The following is a 13,875-nucleotide window of genomic DNA, read 5'->3' on the forward strand; positions in this document are numbered from 1 at the left end:
CTTCACTCCATAAGTGGTTAGGTCAGTGCCAGCGGCGGAAAATCAACGAGGTGTTAACCCCACCAAAAGCGAAATTGTTGTTCATCACGTACTCATTGCTCATCTGCCGGAATTCACCGCGCAGGTAATCGAGCTTGCCGCACTGCGGATCGATCTCATCGAGGTTAAAAGTATGTACGTACCGGTCGCGGTTCATCATTTCGATGCTGAACCAGGACTCCAGCGCGCCGCAGGCTCCCAGAGTGTGACCGAGGAAACTCTTCTGTGAACTGATCGGCATGTGTTCGCCGAACAACGCGCTGGTTGCCAGTGTTTCGGCAATGTCGCCCTGTTCTGTAGCGGTGCCATGACCATTTACATAACCGATGGCGGTCGGTTCGAGCCCGGCGTCTTCCAGCGCCAGCTCCATGGCCCGGCGCATGGTGAGCTGCTCCGGGCGGGTGGCGTGCTGACCGTCGGCGTTGCTGCCGAAACCGACGATCTCGGCATGGATATGTGCGCCGCGTGCCAAGGCGTGTTCGAGCTCTTCGAGCACCAGCATGCCGCCGCCTTCACCAATTACCAGGCCATCGCGGCCGGAGTCGTAAGGGCGAGGGCTGGTTTGCGGGGCATCGTTTTTCAGGCTGGTGGCATAGAGCGCATCGAACACCATGGCTTCGGTCGGGCACAGCTCTTCGGCACCGCCGGCGAGCATCAGCGGCAGACGGCCGAACTTGATCGATTCGTAGGCATAACCGATGCCCTGGCTGCCGCTGGTGCAGGCGCTGGAGGTCGGGATCAGCCGGCCAGTGAGGCCGAAGAAGATGCTGATATTCGCCGCCGTGGTGTGCGGCATCATCCGCACGTAGGAGTTGGCGTTCAAGCCTTCGGCCACTGAGTTGAGCAGCATTTTGCCGAACGCCTTGATCTCGTCGGTGCTGCCGGTGGACGAGCCGCAGGAAACGCCCATGCGCCCGTCCTTGATCGACTCGTCACCCAGCAGACCGGCGTCCGCCAACGCTTGCTCAGCAGCACCAACAGCGAGCCGCGAGACGCGGCCCATGCTGCGCAGCTGCTTGCGGGTCCAGTGGCTCGGCACTTTGAAGTCATCGATCGGTCCGGCCAGACGCGTGTTGAGTTCGGTAAAACGATCCCACTCGTCCATGCGGCGAATGCCGCTGCGGTTGGCCGCGAAGTTGCCGGCGATGGTGTCCCAGTCGCTGCCCAGTGAGGTGATGCCGGCCATGCCGGTGACGACGACGCGCTTCATCAGCACAGGCCTCCGTTGACGGCCAGAACCTGCCGGGTGATGTACGACGCTTCCGCCGACATCAGGAAATTCACCGCACCAGCCACCTCTTCCGGGGTGCCCATGCGTTGTGCGGGGATCATTTTCATCAGTTCTTCCACCGGCACGTTTTCGTCGAGCATCGCCGTGTCGATCAGGCCGGGTGCGACACAGTTAACCGTGATTTTGCGTTTGCCCAGTTCAATCGCCAGCGCCTTGGCTGCGCCGATCAAACCGGCCTTGGAGGCGCTGTAATTGACCTGGCCGCGATTGCCGATCAACCCGGAAACAGAGGTGATGCAGACAATCCGTCCGGCGGCGCGACGACGGATCATCGGCATCATCACCGGGTGTAGCACGTTGTAGAAACCGTCGAGATTGGTGCGCATCACCAAATCCCAATCCTCTTCACTCAGGGCTGGAAAAGCACCGTCGCGGGTCAGGCCGGCGTTGAGCACCACGCCGTAATAGGCGCCGTGGGTTTCGACATCGGCTTCAAGAATAGCTTTGCAACGGCCACGGTCGGACACGTCGAATTGCAGGATGCGAGCGTTGCGGCCCAGAGCCTCGACTTCGGCCTTGACGGCTTCGGCGTCCGCAAGGCCGCTGCGGCAGTGCAACACGATGTCGTGCCCAGCCTGGGCCAGACGCAATGCAATGGCGCGGCCGATACCACGGCTGGAGCCGGTGACCAGTACGGATTCAGTCATCACTCGACTCCTTGGGGTTCATGAAGATATTGCGCGGCCTGAGGCGGGCGGAACACGTTCAGCCGGGCAGTGGCGTGGATGCCGGGGGCGGTGAGGTGGCATTCGAACACACCCATGCCGTTGTCGTCTTCCAGCGAGCGTATCCCATGGATGGTCAACTCGGTGCCCGCGGGGAAATGTTCCACGTTGCATTCGAATTTACGGGTGCCGAGCAGGAAACCCAGTTCCACCGCATTGCCTTTCTGACGCGCATGGCAGCCGGCGTACGCGGCGACGCTCTGGGCCATCAGCTCGATGCCGACCCAGGCCGGCAGGCTGCCGTCGGGGCGATTGAACAGGCCGTCGGGTTTGACGGTGAGTCGGGTGTGAATCTGCTCGTCATCGAACGACAGGATTTGCTCAATGAGGATCATGTCACCGGCATGCGGCAGCAGTTCGGCGAGCGGCCAGGTAATCATGGAGCGTCTCCGATAATCAGGCTGACGTTATTGCCACCGAAGGCAAAGGAATTGCTCATCAGATAGCGAGGTGCAATGGACGTCAGGTGGTCGGTCGGGGTCACCCAATCCAGGGCCGGCAATTCGGGGTCGGGCTGGCCGTCCCAGATGTGGGGCGGCAGGGATTGCTCGCGGTTGTCCGCGCTCAGGCTCAACCAGCAGAACGCTGCTTCCAGGGCACCGGCAGCGCCGAGGGTATGGCCGGTCATCGGTTTGGTCGACGAGCAGGGCACGCCTTGCGGGAATAGCGTCGTCACGGCCAGGCTTTCCATCGCGTCGTTGTGTTGGGTGGCGGTGCCGTGCAGGTTCAGGTAACCGATCTGCTGCGGTTGCAGGCCTGCGCGGCTCAAGGCTTTGCGCATCGCTTGCAGGGCGCCACGGCCGGTCGGTTCCGGCGCGGAAATATGGTGTGCATCGGAGCTGGCGCCACTGCCGAGCAGGGCAATCGGTTGGCTGTTGCCGGCATTTTTGCTCATCAGAAACAGCACCGCCGCTTCGCCGATATTGATACCGTTGCGGTTTGCCGAAAACGGGTTGCAGCGCTGTTCGGACACCGCTTCCAGGGCCGAGAAGCCGTTGAGGGTCAGCTTGCACAAACTGTCGACACCGCCGCACAACACGGCGTCGCACATGCCCAGGTCGAGCAGTCGTTGGGCACTCATCAGCGCGCGGGCGCTGGAGGTACAGGCGGTGGAAATGACATAGGCCGGGCCGCTCAATTGCAGCCAGTCGGCGAGAAACGTCGCCGGCGCGCCGAGTTCCTGTTGCTGATAGTCATAATCGGCGGGGAACTGATGCTCTCGGATGTAATGGGTCAGACCGCTGCTGGCCTCGTGAATGCCCGAGGTGCTGGTACCGAGAATGACGCCGATACGGTCGCGGCCGTAGGTCTGGATCGCCCGCTCGATGTCTTCGCGAATTTGCAGTGCAGCCTCCAGCAGCAACTGATTGTTGCGACTGCTTTGATGCGCCAGCTCAGCCGGAATCGGCGCCAGCTCACCACGCACCGCCGCGACCGGCAGCGAGCGTTCCACGACCCAGCCAGCCTCGCTGCGCATGCCCGAGCAATCGCCGGCAAACAGGTTGCGGGCGACTTCCTGCTTGTCGCGGCCCAGGGCGCAGATCACCCCGAGGGCGTTCAGATAGGCCGTCATGGCGTGTGCTCGCCTAACGGAGTGACGCGATAGTGCGGGCCTTGGGACACGTTCAATTCAAAGCTCAGTGGTTGTGAATAGCTTGGTTGTGAATAGCGGATGTTCCAGCGCGGTGACAAGGACCGTTGCCCGCCCTCCTGCCGGGCGGCGGGATAGTTGCTGTGCAACTCGCCCGCAGGGGTCAACGCAAACAATAAGGCAGCGAACAGCTCCCGGGCCTCCGGATTGGGCGGCAGCAGACCGTCGGCCTGCCATTGGCCATCGATCAGTTTCTGCCGTGCCACGGGAATCCCCAAAGGGTCCATCATCGACCAGCGAATGCTCGGGCCTTCACGCTGGATCACCAGCAGCCAGTCCTGACGTTGCTCGGCCATCTGCCGTTCGATGTGCAGTTGCAGCGGCAACGCCAGGTTCGGGGTTCGCTCGGGCAGCGGTGCCTGGCTGGCGCAAGCGCTCAGCAACAGGACACAACCCAGAAGCAGGAAACGGATCATCAGGCACACCCTTCAAGGGGCTTGCGCGCGACTACATTGACCAGGGTTTCTTCCCGTTGGCCAAAGGGTTTCGGCTGGCGCAAGCCGAAGCGTTCGAGCAGGCCGAAATCCTTGGCGCGGCTCCACCACAAGTAAGGGTAAGACACGTTCTGCGGGCCGAATTCGAAACCCTGCCGACGAATCATGTCCAGGTAGCCGGCGGCACTTTTTTGCATGTGCATCGGGTGGCGGAACAGCCAGCGAATCACCCACGTATCAATGTAAGCCTCGGTGGACTCGGCGAACAGTAAATAGCCGCCCGGCTTGAGCACTCGATAGAACTCGGCCAAGGCCTGATCCTGCTCGACAAGGTGATGGAAGGTCTGATGACAGAACAACAGATCGACGCTGGCGTCCGGTATTTTGATGCTCGCGCAGTCACTGCCGATCAGCTCCACATCCATGCCCTGGCGGGCCGCTTCTTCGCCGCTCAGGCTCAGGCTGTGAGGGTCGGCATCCAGCCCGATCAGGCGCCGAGGCGCGAAGGTCTGGCGCAGGTACTGGAACGACTTGCCCTGGCCGCAACCGGCATCCAGTAATACCGGATCATCGGGCAACGGCGCGCTGAACAGATCGCGCAAGTCATTGATCGCCACGCGCAATACATGGTGCTGCCAGGTGTGACTGCGCAGGAACCAGAAACCAAAACGGGTCTCTTCGACATAGTTGTCGCTCAAATAACTCATGTCGGATCCTGTGCGCAAAGGTCCGAGATCATTCGCAGTCGACGTTTGGGTTCGCTGACGAACGGGTTGCGTTCATCCCAGGCGTAACCCGCGAGGATCGAGCTGATCATGCGGCGGATTTCCGCTGTGCCGCCCTGATAGAAAATCACATCCTGAAAGGTCCCCGCGTACCAGCCTTCGACGTAGCAACGGAAGGTGTCGACGCCGCGCTTGAGCGGTTCGGCGAATTCGGTCTGCCAGTTGACGCTTTCACCTTGCAGTTGGCGGTGCAGTACCCCGGCGGCCATGCTCGCCGAACGCATGGCGATGGTCACACCGGAAGAGAACACCGGGTCGAGAAATTCCGCTGCATTGCCCAGCAGGGCGAAACCTTTGCCGTGCAGGGTTTTGACGTTGGCCGAGTAACCGCCGATGGTCCGCGCGGGCGTATCCCACACGGCGTTGTTCAGTACACCGGCCAGGCTTGGGGTTTGTGCGATGAAACCGCGCAGGCAGTCGTCCAGATTCTCGGTACGGCCTTCGAAGTGTTCGGCCGCCGCCACCACGCCCACCGAGCAACGGCCGTTGCTGAACGGGATAGTCCAGAACCAGATATCGCGCTGGGTCGGATGGGTGGTGATGAGGATTTTCTCCCGGTCGAAAGCCGGGTTGTCGATACAGTCTTCGACATGGGTGAACACGGCCTGGCGCACCGGGAAGTTCGACGGCGCTTCAAGGTCCAGCAAGCGCGGCAGCACGCGACCGTAGCCGCTGGCATCGAGCACGAAGTCGGCCTCGACGCGGTATTGGCTGCCGTCTTCGCGAAGCACGTCGAGCTGCGGTTTCGGCAGGCTGAAATCGGCGCTGACGATGGCTTCGCCATAACGGACATCGACACCTTGCAGCTCAGCCTGATCGGCCAGCAGCTTGTCGAAGTCGGCGCGCTGGACCTGGAACGTCGTCGGCTTGCCGTTGGTGAACGTGTCGCCGAAATCGAAGGCACTGTACTGATTGCCCCAAGCGAACGCTGCACCGTTCTTGCGCTGGAAACCCGCAGCATTTACCGCCTCGAGCATGCCGGCTTCTTCGACGAAATCCAGGCAGTGGGACAACAGGCTTTCACCGATGGAAAACCGTGGGAAATGCTGGCGCTCGATCATCAGCACATCATGACCTTTACGCTTGAGCAGCGCGGCGGCGATGGCACCCGAGGGGCCTGCGCCGATCACCAGTACCTGACGACGTTCCATTTCAACTGTTGGCACGGGTGCTCCTTGCCGGGGCGGCGATGTTCAAAGGGATTCGGTGCATGCCGGCGAGTGCCGGCAGCAGGGTTGCGATCAGGCCCATCAACATCAGCGCGAAATACAGCGCCGGGCTGATGAGCTGCTGTTGCAGCAGCAGGTTGAGAAAGACGATCTCGCTCAAGCCGCGAATATTCAGTAAAAGGCTTTCCCGCCAGCGGCTGGCACCTTCAAACGAGGCACCGGCCCAGCCCAGACCCAGCCAGTTGCCCAGCAGTTTGCTGGCGATCGGCAACAGCAGGAGCGCGGCCAGTTGCACCCCGTCGAGACTGTCGATGGCGCGGTGTACGTTGATCTGCACGATGCCGAACGTGAGGATCAGCGGGATGGCGATCCAGGTCTGCAAACGGCTCATCCACGCCGCCGACAATGGCAGCACCAATGGCACCTTGAGCGCGGCCATGCACAGCAGATAGCCGATGCCGAAGATCAGCGCATTGAGCTTGAAGTGTTCGGCGACCACCAGCAGCGCGAAGAAGCAGCCGCTGTGCAGCAACGGTTGGCGCAACCCCAGCAGTCGCAGCAACAACGGCAGACAGGCGCCGGCCAGCGGCAGCAAGAGGCTGCTCAGGTGCAGGCTGCCCTGGGCAAACGCAAACAGAGTCCAGCAGGTCAGGTCAATCAGGATCGCGGTCTGCACCAGGCGTCGGGTGGCAGCGGGTGGGTAGTTGATGTGTCGCAGGTACAGATACAACACCGGAATCGCGGTAATGGCGAACAGCAGACCGACCGCCAGCGAGCTGATCCACGGCTGCGGCGGCAACAGCCAGACCGCCGTCGCCAGCCCGCAGGCAAACGGAATAGAGAAACTCGGCAGGGCGATTTTCAGGCTCTGGCGTTCCAGTCGCAGGTCGATCACGTCGCTGAGAATATGCCCCAGCAGCAAGGCAAAGCTCAGGCTGTAGAGGTTCTTCAGCCAGTCCGGCGAGATCAGGTCGGCACCGCTCAGGTGCCAGCCCGGTTCGATCCAGAAGTACATCAGCAGCGGCAGGCCGAAGGTAGCCAGCAGCAACTGGCTGACGATCGGAATCAGACCGAAATGACGGCCGACACGGGTAGCCGTGGCGAACAACACCAGGGCCATCAACCAGAACGCCGCGACCATCATGCTGCCGGCTCCGTAATCGGTGCGATGTGGACTTGTCGTCCGGCCCACGGCGCCAGAATGAAACTGAATGCCAGGCCGAGGCTCACCGACAGGCCGAAATTGCTCACCGCCGGTGTGCTGGACACCGCCAGCAGGCCAAACGACAGCCAAGTGGTCACCGCTGCCAGCAAGGTGCCCAGCAGACTCGCCGCGGCGCCGCCGATCTGTTCGCGCATGAGGATCGCGTAGTCGACGCTGATGGCCGTCACCAGCAACAGGCCGAACAGGCTGAACAGTGTCAGCGGCTGACCGAGCCAACCCAGGCTTGCCAGACTGCACAGAGCCGCGAGCAACGGCAGAGAGACAATTCGCAGCGCGCCACCGAAACCGAATGGCAGGATCAGCACCAGCACGATCAACACGCAGGAGGCGAGTTTCAATTCAGCGGCGCTGATCTGAGTGGCGGCGAAAACCTGGTTCAGTTCGCCGAGGCGGTCCACCAGTTCCACGCCCGGCAAGTCCTGCACCTGGACCCGCAACAGCGCGGGATTATTCAGGCCTTGCAGGCTGACCATCGCGGCCACGCCGTCATCGGTCGGCCCCAGCCACAGCGTGCGGTAGGGTTCGGCCAATGGACCGGCCAGGGCTGCGTCGATATCTTCGATGGGCAGCGCCTGCAACGTTGCCACCTCGGCCTGCAACGCGGCGGCCGGCACGCCGAGGTCGAGCAACGGTTGCCAGAACTGCGGCAGCTTGCTCAGTGCTTCACGCACTTTGCGCTGTTCGCTCGGCTGGCTGACCAGTTGATTGAGCGACAGATAGCCCTGAAGTTTTTCCAGATTGACCAACTGATCCAGGCGTTCGCTCAGTGCTGTTTGGCGTTCGAGCAATTCCTGCTGATTGGCCGCGCGCACCAGGAAGAACTGGCTGGTGGGTTGATAGCCGGTGATGCGTGCGATGGTCTGGGCTTCGTCAGTCAGTTGTTGCGGCGTGCCGACCCATTGGCGAATGTCGTTTTTGCTCTGCAGTTGCAACAGACCGCCGACACAGAAGGCGATCAACAGCGCGAGCAGTACCGGCGTGCGTACGTATTTGAGCAACGTTTCACGCAGCTCCAGCAACTTCTCGGCGATGCGCATCGGCCATTTCGCCGGCCGCAGATCCACGCCCTTGAGCAGCGCCGGCAACAGGCACACTGCCGACAGGTAGGCGCCAAGCAGGCCGGCGGCGGAGAACACGGCAATTTGGGTCAGGGCCGGGAACGGCGTCCAGGCCAGGGCCAGGTAGCCAATGCAACTGGTGATCAGGCTCAGCGTCAGCCCCGGCAGGGTCAGGCGCAATGCCGGCCAGCTGTGCCAGGGCTTCAGGCTCCAGCTTTTGGACAGGTAATGCAGCGGGTAATCCACCGCCACGCCGATCAGGCTAGAGCCCAGCACCAGTGTCATCACATGCATGTGACCGAACAGCGCCACACAGGCCACCGCGCCGAACAGCATGCCCACCAGCACCGGGACGAATGCCAGCAATACCCGCCAACGCCGGAAGGCCAGCAACAGCAGCAACAGAATCCCGACCGTGGCGCCGCCGCCGACCCAGGTCATCTCGCGCGCGGCTTGCCGTTGACCGCTGGCGGCATACAGCAGGCCACTGGCGGCGAGTAGTTGCACATCCGCCTGGGCGGCTTCTTCGCGACTGTGCTGGAGCAGGTCGGCCACTTGCAGCGGCAGGTTCATGTCGAATGCGTTGCCAGCGGTTCGCGCCCGCAGCATCACCCAACTCTTGCCGTCGGCATCGGCAACCAGCGCACCGCTGCCGATGTCCAGTTGCACCGAGCCGTGTTGCGGCTGGCTGTTCTGGATGCGCCCGGTCAGGCCCAGCCAGTCATCCTGGCTCGGCACCAGGCTGAACCCGGTGAACGGGTCGAACAGGGCTTGCACCCGTTGCTGAATAAACGCGTCGGGGTGCTCGATGAGCTGCTGCCGGTCGGCCGCCGACAACATCGCCAGTCGGCCTTGCAGCAATTGTGTGCGTAGCGCCGGCAAGTCGGCCTGCAGGTTCCACTGGACCTTTTCGAACACGCCGCTGGCCTGCCATTGCTCGCCGAGTTTTTGCGCCATGGCGATGGCTTGCTGGCGGTCTTTATGGCCGACCAGCACCAGCATTTCCCGGTTCAGCGGTTCTTGCATGCGTTGTTCGGCGCGCAGTTCCAGCGCGTCCGGTGCGGTGCCTGGCACCAGTTCCATCAGGTTGGCCGACAGCGGCGCGTCGTCACGCCATTGCCAGCCCGCGAGTGCGAGCACCGCCAGCAGCAGGATCAGAAACAGCCGCGGCAGCATCCGTTCACTCAGCAAAGTCATGTTGCTCCGCATCGCTCAAAGGTTGTGCGCTGGTGCTGTCCTGCATGCGCAACAGCGTTCGGTCACCCTGGGTTTCGAGCAGTTCGATGCTATGCACCAGTTCGCCGCCGTCAATGTTGATCTGATTGAACACCTGCTTGAGCAGCATCGAACGCGGGGTCAGGGTCAGCTGCCAGTTTTGTGCATCGCCGCTCAGCGAAAGCTCGAAATCCCGTTGCAGGCCACTGCTGTCGCCTTGCAGCACCGCGAGGAACAAACGGTTCTGCTCGGCGCCGGCACTCTTGTTCGGCAGCATTTTCCAGCCGCTGGCATCACGCCGGGCAATGCCCTTGTCGCTGATGCGGTAGTCCTGTTGCAGCGGGGTTTTCAGCAGCCAGAGCAGGCCGTGATTCTTCGCCAGAACGAAGGTGCCCTTGCTGGTCAGTGGCTGGGGCAGGGCGCGCAGGTGTTTTTCCTGGATGAAGCTGCCGTGGATCACATAGGGTTTGGCCAGTTGATCGCTGAGCTGTTGTAGATCGAAGGCCTGCGCCAATGATGAAAGCCCGAGCAACACCAAAGTGCCAAGGCATTTGAGGAGCGAATTCATGGCAGCATCCTTTCAACCGCGTCGGTAAACACCTTCGGTGAAGCCAACTGCATTTCGCGGCTGCTCATGTCGACGGCGACCTGCACGGAACAGGCGCGGGTCAGGCGCTCGCCGGTGGCCAGATCGCTGATCAGGTAACTGATCTTCAGGCGGTTTTCCCACTCCACCAGGCTGGCGCGCACATTCAGCTTCTGGCCGAACACGGCACCGCGCACATAGCGCAGCTGCAAGTCGATCACCGGCCACGCATAACCCGACGCCACCATGGCGTCGTAGTTGTGGCCGATCTTGTCCAGCAACGCACAGCGAGCGACTTCCAGGTATTTGATGTAATGGCCGTGCCAGACCACGTTCATGGTGTCGACATCAAAGAACGGTACGAGGATTTCCGTGTCGGTGTGAAGCACTCCCTTGCTACGCATGCAGCCTCCAGTGTTGTTCGGCGATGCGTTGCAGGCACAGGCGCAATTCGCCTTCCAGGGCACGGTCTTCGATGACTGGCGGGAAGTCCTTGGCCAATTCTTCGTGCATCGCGGCCAGGGCCGGTGGCAGTGGGCGCGCGTCTTCAGCCTGGCCGCGCAGCCAGACGCCTTGGTTGGCGGCCAACAGCGTGGCGGCGGCGACCTGTTCCGTCAGCTCCAACACGCGGATGGCGTCGCGGGCGGCGATGGTACCCATGCTGACTTTGTCCTGGTTGTGGCACTCGGTGGAGCGCGAGAAGACGCTGGCCGGCATGGTGTTTTTCAGGGCTTCGGCGGTCCAGGCGCTGGTGCCGATCTGCACGGCCTTGAAGCCGTGATTGAGCATCGCGCGGTCGGCGGTGGCGCCGGACAGATTGCTCGGCAAGCCATGGTTGTAACGCTCGTCCACCAGCAGCGCGAGCTGACGGTCGAGCAAGTCGGCGACGTTGGCCACCAGGTTTTTCAGGCTGTCCATGGCGAACGCGATATGGCCGCCGTAGAAGTGCCCGCCGTGCAGCACGCGTTCGGCTTCGGCGTCGATGATCGGGTTGTCGTTGGCGCTGTTGAGTTCGATCTCGATGAACGAGCGCAGCCAATTAAGGCTGTCGGCCAGTACACCGAGCACGTGCGGCGCACAACGCAGGGAATAGCGGTCTTGCAGGCGATGCAGCGGCGCGGTCGGCGCATCGATCGCCAAATCCTTGCGCAGCCACGCGGCGACTTGCATCTGCCCAGGATGGGGTTTGGCGGCGAACAGGCGCTCGTCGAAGTGCTCCGGGTTGCCCTGTAAAGCGACCACGTTCAGCGCGGTGATGCGCGTGGCCAGTTGCAGCAGGTAATCGGCGCGAGCGTAAGCGAGGCAGGCGAGGCCGGTCATCACGGCGGTGCCGTTCATCAGCGCCAGCGCTTCTTTGGGGCGCAACACCAGCGGCTTCCAACCCAGTTCGCGGTGCACATCGGCGGCTTGTCGGCGCTCACCACGGAACATTACTTCGCGCTCGCCGGACAAGGTCGCGGCGACGTAGGACAGCGGCGTCAGATCACCGCTGGCGCCCACCGAACCTTCTTCCGGAATCAGCGGCAGAATGTCGTGTTCGAGGAAGGCTTGCAGACGCTCCAGCAGCTCCACGCGTACCCCGGAAACGCCGTGGCACAGCGACTGCAAACGCGCTGCCAGCACCGCGCGCGTGGCTTGGGCGTCGAGCAGTTTGCCCAGGCCGCAACCGTGGAAGGTATACAGGTGACGGGGCAGGGCTTCGACGTGGTGCAGGGGCACCGCTACCACGCAGGAATCGCCATAACCGGTGGTCACGCCATAGATCACGCCTTCCTTGTCCAGCAGGGAATCAAGGAACTGTGGGCCCTTGGCGATGCGCTGGCGAAACTCAGCGTCGCTCTGCAACTGCGTCGGCACCTGACGGTTGGCCAGGGCCAGTACGTCTTCGATGCGCAAAGGGAGTTCGCCGAAGGTTACCGGCTCAAGCGTTGGCGTCGTCATCGATCTTCCAGAAAGGGTAAAAGTTGAACCATTGTTGGGGCGCTTCGAGGCAATAGTGACCCAGGCGTTCGGCGTAGCGGGAGGCCCACTGTTGAATGACCTGTTCGCGGTCGCTGCGTTTCCACACGATGGCATCGGCGAACGGTTCGAGGGTCAGTCGATAGTCGCCCGTGGGTTTCTTCAGGCACAGCATCAGGTTGATCGGGCATTTCAACAGACCGGCGAGCAGCCACGGGCCTTGCGGGAACGCTGCCTGATGGCCGAGAAAATCCACCGTGACACTGCGCCCGCCATGCAGCGGCACGCGGTCGCCGGCAATCGCCAGCCATTCGCCGCGTTCGAGGCGTTCATGCAGTTGCAGCATGATCACCGGGTCCAGCTCACTGACCTGAATCAGCCGCAGATTGGTCGCCCCGGCTTCGCCCAGCAGACGGTTGAATTGTTCGGCGTGCTTGGTATGCACCAGCACGTTCATGGTGACTTTCTCACCGATCTCGGCCAGCGCCCGACAAACCTCGAGATTGCCCAGGTGCGCGCCCACCAGCATTTGCCCGCGTGTGCCGCGCAGTTTATTGCGCAGCAGTGCCGGGTCGATGATTTCGATTTGATCGATGCTCAGCTTGCCGTTCCACACATCGAGTTTGTCGAGCATGGAGTCGGCGAAGGCCATGAACTGGCCGAACACCCGCCAATGGCTCGGGCGCAATTCGCTACGACCGCTCCAGTCGGCAAGCCGCTGCTGGTATTGCCAGGCGCTTTGGCGGGCGCTGCGCCCGAACAGGAAAAAGTACAGCACGATGCCGTACAGCAACGGGCTCAGCAGTCGACGACCCAAGACTTTTGCGCAGAGCGCGGTGAACTTCATCAACCAGAAGCTGCCGCGTTCCTGGCGGTCGGCCCAGTGTTGTTTGTCTGCGTTGTCGCTCATGCTCGCCACCGTCGCCAGAGGATCACCGGTGCCCGCAGCAACATGCCCAAGAACAGCCGGGTGTGCATGCTCGAAATCAGTACATTGTCGTGGAACAGACGGAAATGCGAGACGCCATCCGAAGGATAATGGACCTTGGTTTTCAGCCACTGCATCGGCTGATTGCGCCAGGCCAGGCGCACCAGAATGTCGGAGTCAAAGTCCATGCGTTTGCCGATCCTGGCCGAGTCGATCAGTGCCAGGGTTGGCGGCAACGGGTAGACGCGGAAGCCGCACATCGAGTCGCGAATCTGCAACGACAGGGTGTTGATCCAGACCATCACATGAGTCAGGTAGCGGGCGTACAAACGCCCCTTCGGGACGCTGGCGTCATATTGCGGATAACCGCAGATCACTGACTCTGGATGGGTCCGCGAATGCTCGATGAAGACTTTGACGTCTTGCAGGTCATGCTGGCCGTCGGCGTCCACCTGCAAGGCATGGCTGAAGCCCAGGCGCGAAGCTTCGCGCAAACCGGTCATCACCGCGCCGCCCTTGCCTTGATTGATGGTGAGCCTGATCAGGTAAACCCGGTCACGCAGGGCCAGTCGGTCAAGGACCTTGGCGCAGGCCGGGCTGCTGGCATCGTCCACCAGAATGCATGGCAGGCCGCTGGCAAGCAGGGCATCGACCACGGCGGTGATTGCGGTTTCGTGGTTGTAGACCGGGATTACGGCGCAGGGGTTATGCATGATCAGAAATCTCCACCGAACCCTTGTTGTGAAGGCGCTTACTGTGGAGAGGGAGCTTGCTCCCGTTCGAGTGCGAAGCGCTCGCAATGAAGTCTAC

14 protein-coding genes are annotated in these 13,875 nt (G+C 62.0%); all 14 read right to left on the bottom strand.

Going from position 1 to position 13,875, the window contains the following annotated elements; genetic code table 11:
• Window positions 1–22 precede the first annotated feature (22 nt).
• The 14 genes from AB3226_RS16865 to AB3226_RS16930 are packed head-to-tail and all read right to left on the bottom strand — an operon-like array spanning window position 23 to window position 13,778.
• A complete protein-coding gene (locus tag AB3226_RS16865; protein ID WP_367373872.1) occupies window positions 23–1,249 on the bottom strand; it encodes a beta-ketoacyl-ACP synthase in 1,227 nt (408 codons plus the stop codon).
• Window positions 1,249–1,977: a 3-oxoacyl-ACP reductase FabG gene (fabG, locus tag AB3226_RS16870; protein WP_367373873.1), complete on the bottom strand. Its 729-nt coding sequence runs from the start codon at window positions 1,975–1,977 to the stop codon at window positions 1,249–1,251. Before fabG ends, AB3226_RS16865 begins: the two co-directional genes overlap by 1 nt.
• Window positions 1,977–2,435 (bottom strand): hotdog family protein, encoded by a 459-nt coding sequence (locus AB3226_RS16875; protein WP_201061436.1) that lies wholly within the window; start codon window positions 2,433–2,435, stop codon window positions 1,977–1,979. Before AB3226_RS16875 ends, fabG begins: the two co-directional genes overlap by 1 nt.
• Window positions 2,432–3,628: a beta-ketoacyl-[acyl-carrier-protein] synthase family protein gene (locus AB3226_RS16880; protein WP_367373874.1), complete on the bottom strand. Its 1,197-nt coding sequence runs from the start codon at window positions 3,626–3,628 to the stop codon at window positions 2,432–2,434. The genes AB3226_RS16875 and AB3226_RS16880 overlap by 4 nt, the downstream gene beginning before the upstream one ends.
• On the bottom strand, window positions 3,625–4,122 hold the full coding sequence (locus tag AB3226_RS16885; RefSeq protein ID WP_367373875.1) for a DUF3261 domain-containing protein: 498 nt from the start codon (window positions 4,120–4,122) through the stop codon (window positions 3,625–3,627). The genes AB3226_RS16880 and AB3226_RS16885 overlap by 4 nt, the downstream gene beginning before the upstream one ends.
• A complete protein-coding gene (locus tag AB3226_RS16890; protein WP_367373876.1) occupies window positions 4,122–4,847 on the bottom strand; it encodes a class I SAM-dependent methyltransferase in 726 nt (241 codons plus the stop codon). The genes AB3226_RS16885 and AB3226_RS16890 overlap by 1 nt, the downstream gene beginning before the upstream one ends.
• The gene (locus AB3226_RS16895) at window positions 4,844–6,091 is read right to left on the bottom strand and encodes an NAD(P)/FAD-dependent oxidoreductase (RefSeq protein WP_367373877.1); all 1,248 of its coding nucleotides are present in this window, start codon (window positions 6,089–6,091) and stop codon (window positions 4,844–4,846) included. The genes AB3226_RS16890 and AB3226_RS16895 overlap by 4 nt, the downstream gene beginning before the upstream one ends.
• Entirely contained in the window at window positions 6,078–7,238 is a 1,161-nt protein-coding gene (locus AB3226_RS16900) for a sodium:proton antiporter (protein ID WP_367373878.1), read from the bottom strand. The genes AB3226_RS16895 and AB3226_RS16900 overlap by 14 nt, the downstream gene beginning before the upstream one ends.
• Complete coding sequence (locus tag AB3226_RS16905; RefSeq protein ID WP_367373879.1) at window positions 7,235–9,574, bottom strand: MMPL family transporter; 2,340 nt, start codon at window positions 9,572–9,574, stop codon at window positions 7,235–7,237. The genes AB3226_RS16900 and AB3226_RS16905 overlap by 4 nt, the downstream gene beginning before the upstream one ends.
• Window positions 9,558–10,160: an outer membrane lipoprotein carrier protein LolA gene (locus AB3226_RS16910; RefSeq protein WP_367373880.1), complete on the bottom strand. Its 603-nt coding sequence runs from the start codon at window positions 10,158–10,160 to the stop codon at window positions 9,558–9,560. The genes AB3226_RS16905 and AB3226_RS16910 overlap by 17 nt, the downstream gene beginning before the upstream one ends.
• Complete coding sequence (locus tag AB3226_RS16915) at window positions 10,157–10,582, bottom strand: acyl-CoA thioesterase (RefSeq protein ID WP_367373881.1); 426 nt, start codon at window positions 10,580–10,582, stop codon at window positions 10,157–10,159. The genes AB3226_RS16910 and AB3226_RS16915 overlap by 4 nt, the downstream gene beginning before the upstream one ends.
• A complete protein-coding gene (hutH, locus tag AB3226_RS16920; protein ID WP_367373882.1) occupies window positions 10,575–12,119 on the bottom strand; it encodes a histidine ammonia-lyase in 1,545 nt (514 codons plus the stop codon). The genes AB3226_RS16915 and hutH overlap by 8 nt, the downstream gene beginning before the upstream one ends.
• Window positions 12,100–13,047 carry a glycosyl transferase gene (locus AB3226_RS16925; RefSeq protein WP_367373883.1) on the bottom strand — a complete coding sequence of 316 codons (948 nt, stop codon included), beginning with the start codon at window positions 13,045–13,047 and terminating at the stop codon, window positions 12,100–12,102. The genes hutH and AB3226_RS16925 overlap by 20 nt, the downstream gene beginning before the upstream one ends.
• On the bottom strand, window positions 13,044–13,778 hold the full coding sequence (locus AB3226_RS16930; RefSeq protein WP_367373884.1) for a glycosyltransferase family 2 protein: 735 nt from the start codon (window positions 13,776–13,778) through the stop codon (window positions 13,044–13,046). The genes AB3226_RS16925 and AB3226_RS16930 overlap by 4 nt, the downstream gene beginning before the upstream one ends.
• Window positions 13,779–13,875: the final 97 nt, after the last annotated feature.

It is taken from the genome of Pseudomonas lini, from assembly GCF_964063345.1.
Taxonomy (GTDB): domain Bacteria; phylum Pseudomonadota; class Gammaproteobacteria; order Pseudomonadales; family Pseudomonadaceae; genus Aquipseudomonas; species Aquipseudomonas lini_B.

Bases quoted from the DNA above. Each gene is read 5' to 3' on its own strand.
- AB3226_RS16865 (WP_367373872.1), bottom strand. From the start codon at position 1,249: ATGAAGCGCGTCGTCGTCACCGGCATGGCCGGCATCACCTCACTGGGC.
- fabG (WP_367373873.1), bottom strand. From the start codon at position 1,977: ATGACTGAATCCGTACTGGTCACCGGCTCCAGCCGTGGTATCGGCCGC.
- AB3226_RS16875 (WP_201061436.1), bottom strand. From the start codon at position 2,435: ATGATTACCTGGCCGCTCGCCGAACTGCTGCCGCATGCCGGTGACATG.
- AB3226_RS16880 (WP_367373874.1), bottom strand. From the start codon at position 3,628: ATGACGGCCTATCTGAACGCCCTCGGGGTGATCTGCGCCCTGGGCCGC.
- AB3226_RS16885 (WP_367373875.1), bottom strand. From the start codon at position 4,122: ATGATCCGTTTCCTGCTTCTGGGTTGTGTCCTGTTGCTGAGCGCTTGC.
- AB3226_RS16890 (WP_367373876.1), bottom strand. From the start codon at position 4,847: ATGAGTTATTTGAGCGACAACTATGTCGAAGAGACCCGTTTTGGTTTC.
- AB3226_RS16900 (WP_367373878.1), bottom strand. From the start codon at position 7,238: ATGATGGTCGCGGCGTTCTGGTTGATGGCCCTGGTGTTGTTCGCCACG.
- AB3226_RS16905 (WP_367373879.1), bottom strand. From the start codon at position 9,574: ATGACTTTGCTGAGTGAACGGATGCTGCCGCGGCTGTTTCTGATCCTG.
- AB3226_RS16910 (WP_367373880.1), bottom strand. From the start codon at position 10,160: ATGAATTCGCTCCTCAAATGCCTTGGCACTTTGGTGTTGCTCGGGCTT.
- AB3226_RS16915 (WP_367373881.1), bottom strand. From the start codon at position 10,582: ATGCGTAGCAAGGGAGTGCTTCACACCGACACGGAAATCCTCGTACCG.
- hutH (WP_367373882.1), bottom strand. From the start codon at position 12,119: ATGACGACGCCAACGCTTGAGCCGGTAACCTTCGGCGAACTCCCTTTG.
- AB3226_RS16925 (WP_367373883.1), bottom strand. From the start codon at position 13,047: ATGAGCGACAACGCAGACAAACAACACTGGGCCGACCGCCAGGAACGC.
- AB3226_RS16930 (WP_367373884.1), bottom strand. From the start codon at position 13,778: ATGCATAACCCCTGCGCCGTAATCCCGGTCTACAACCACGAAACCGCA.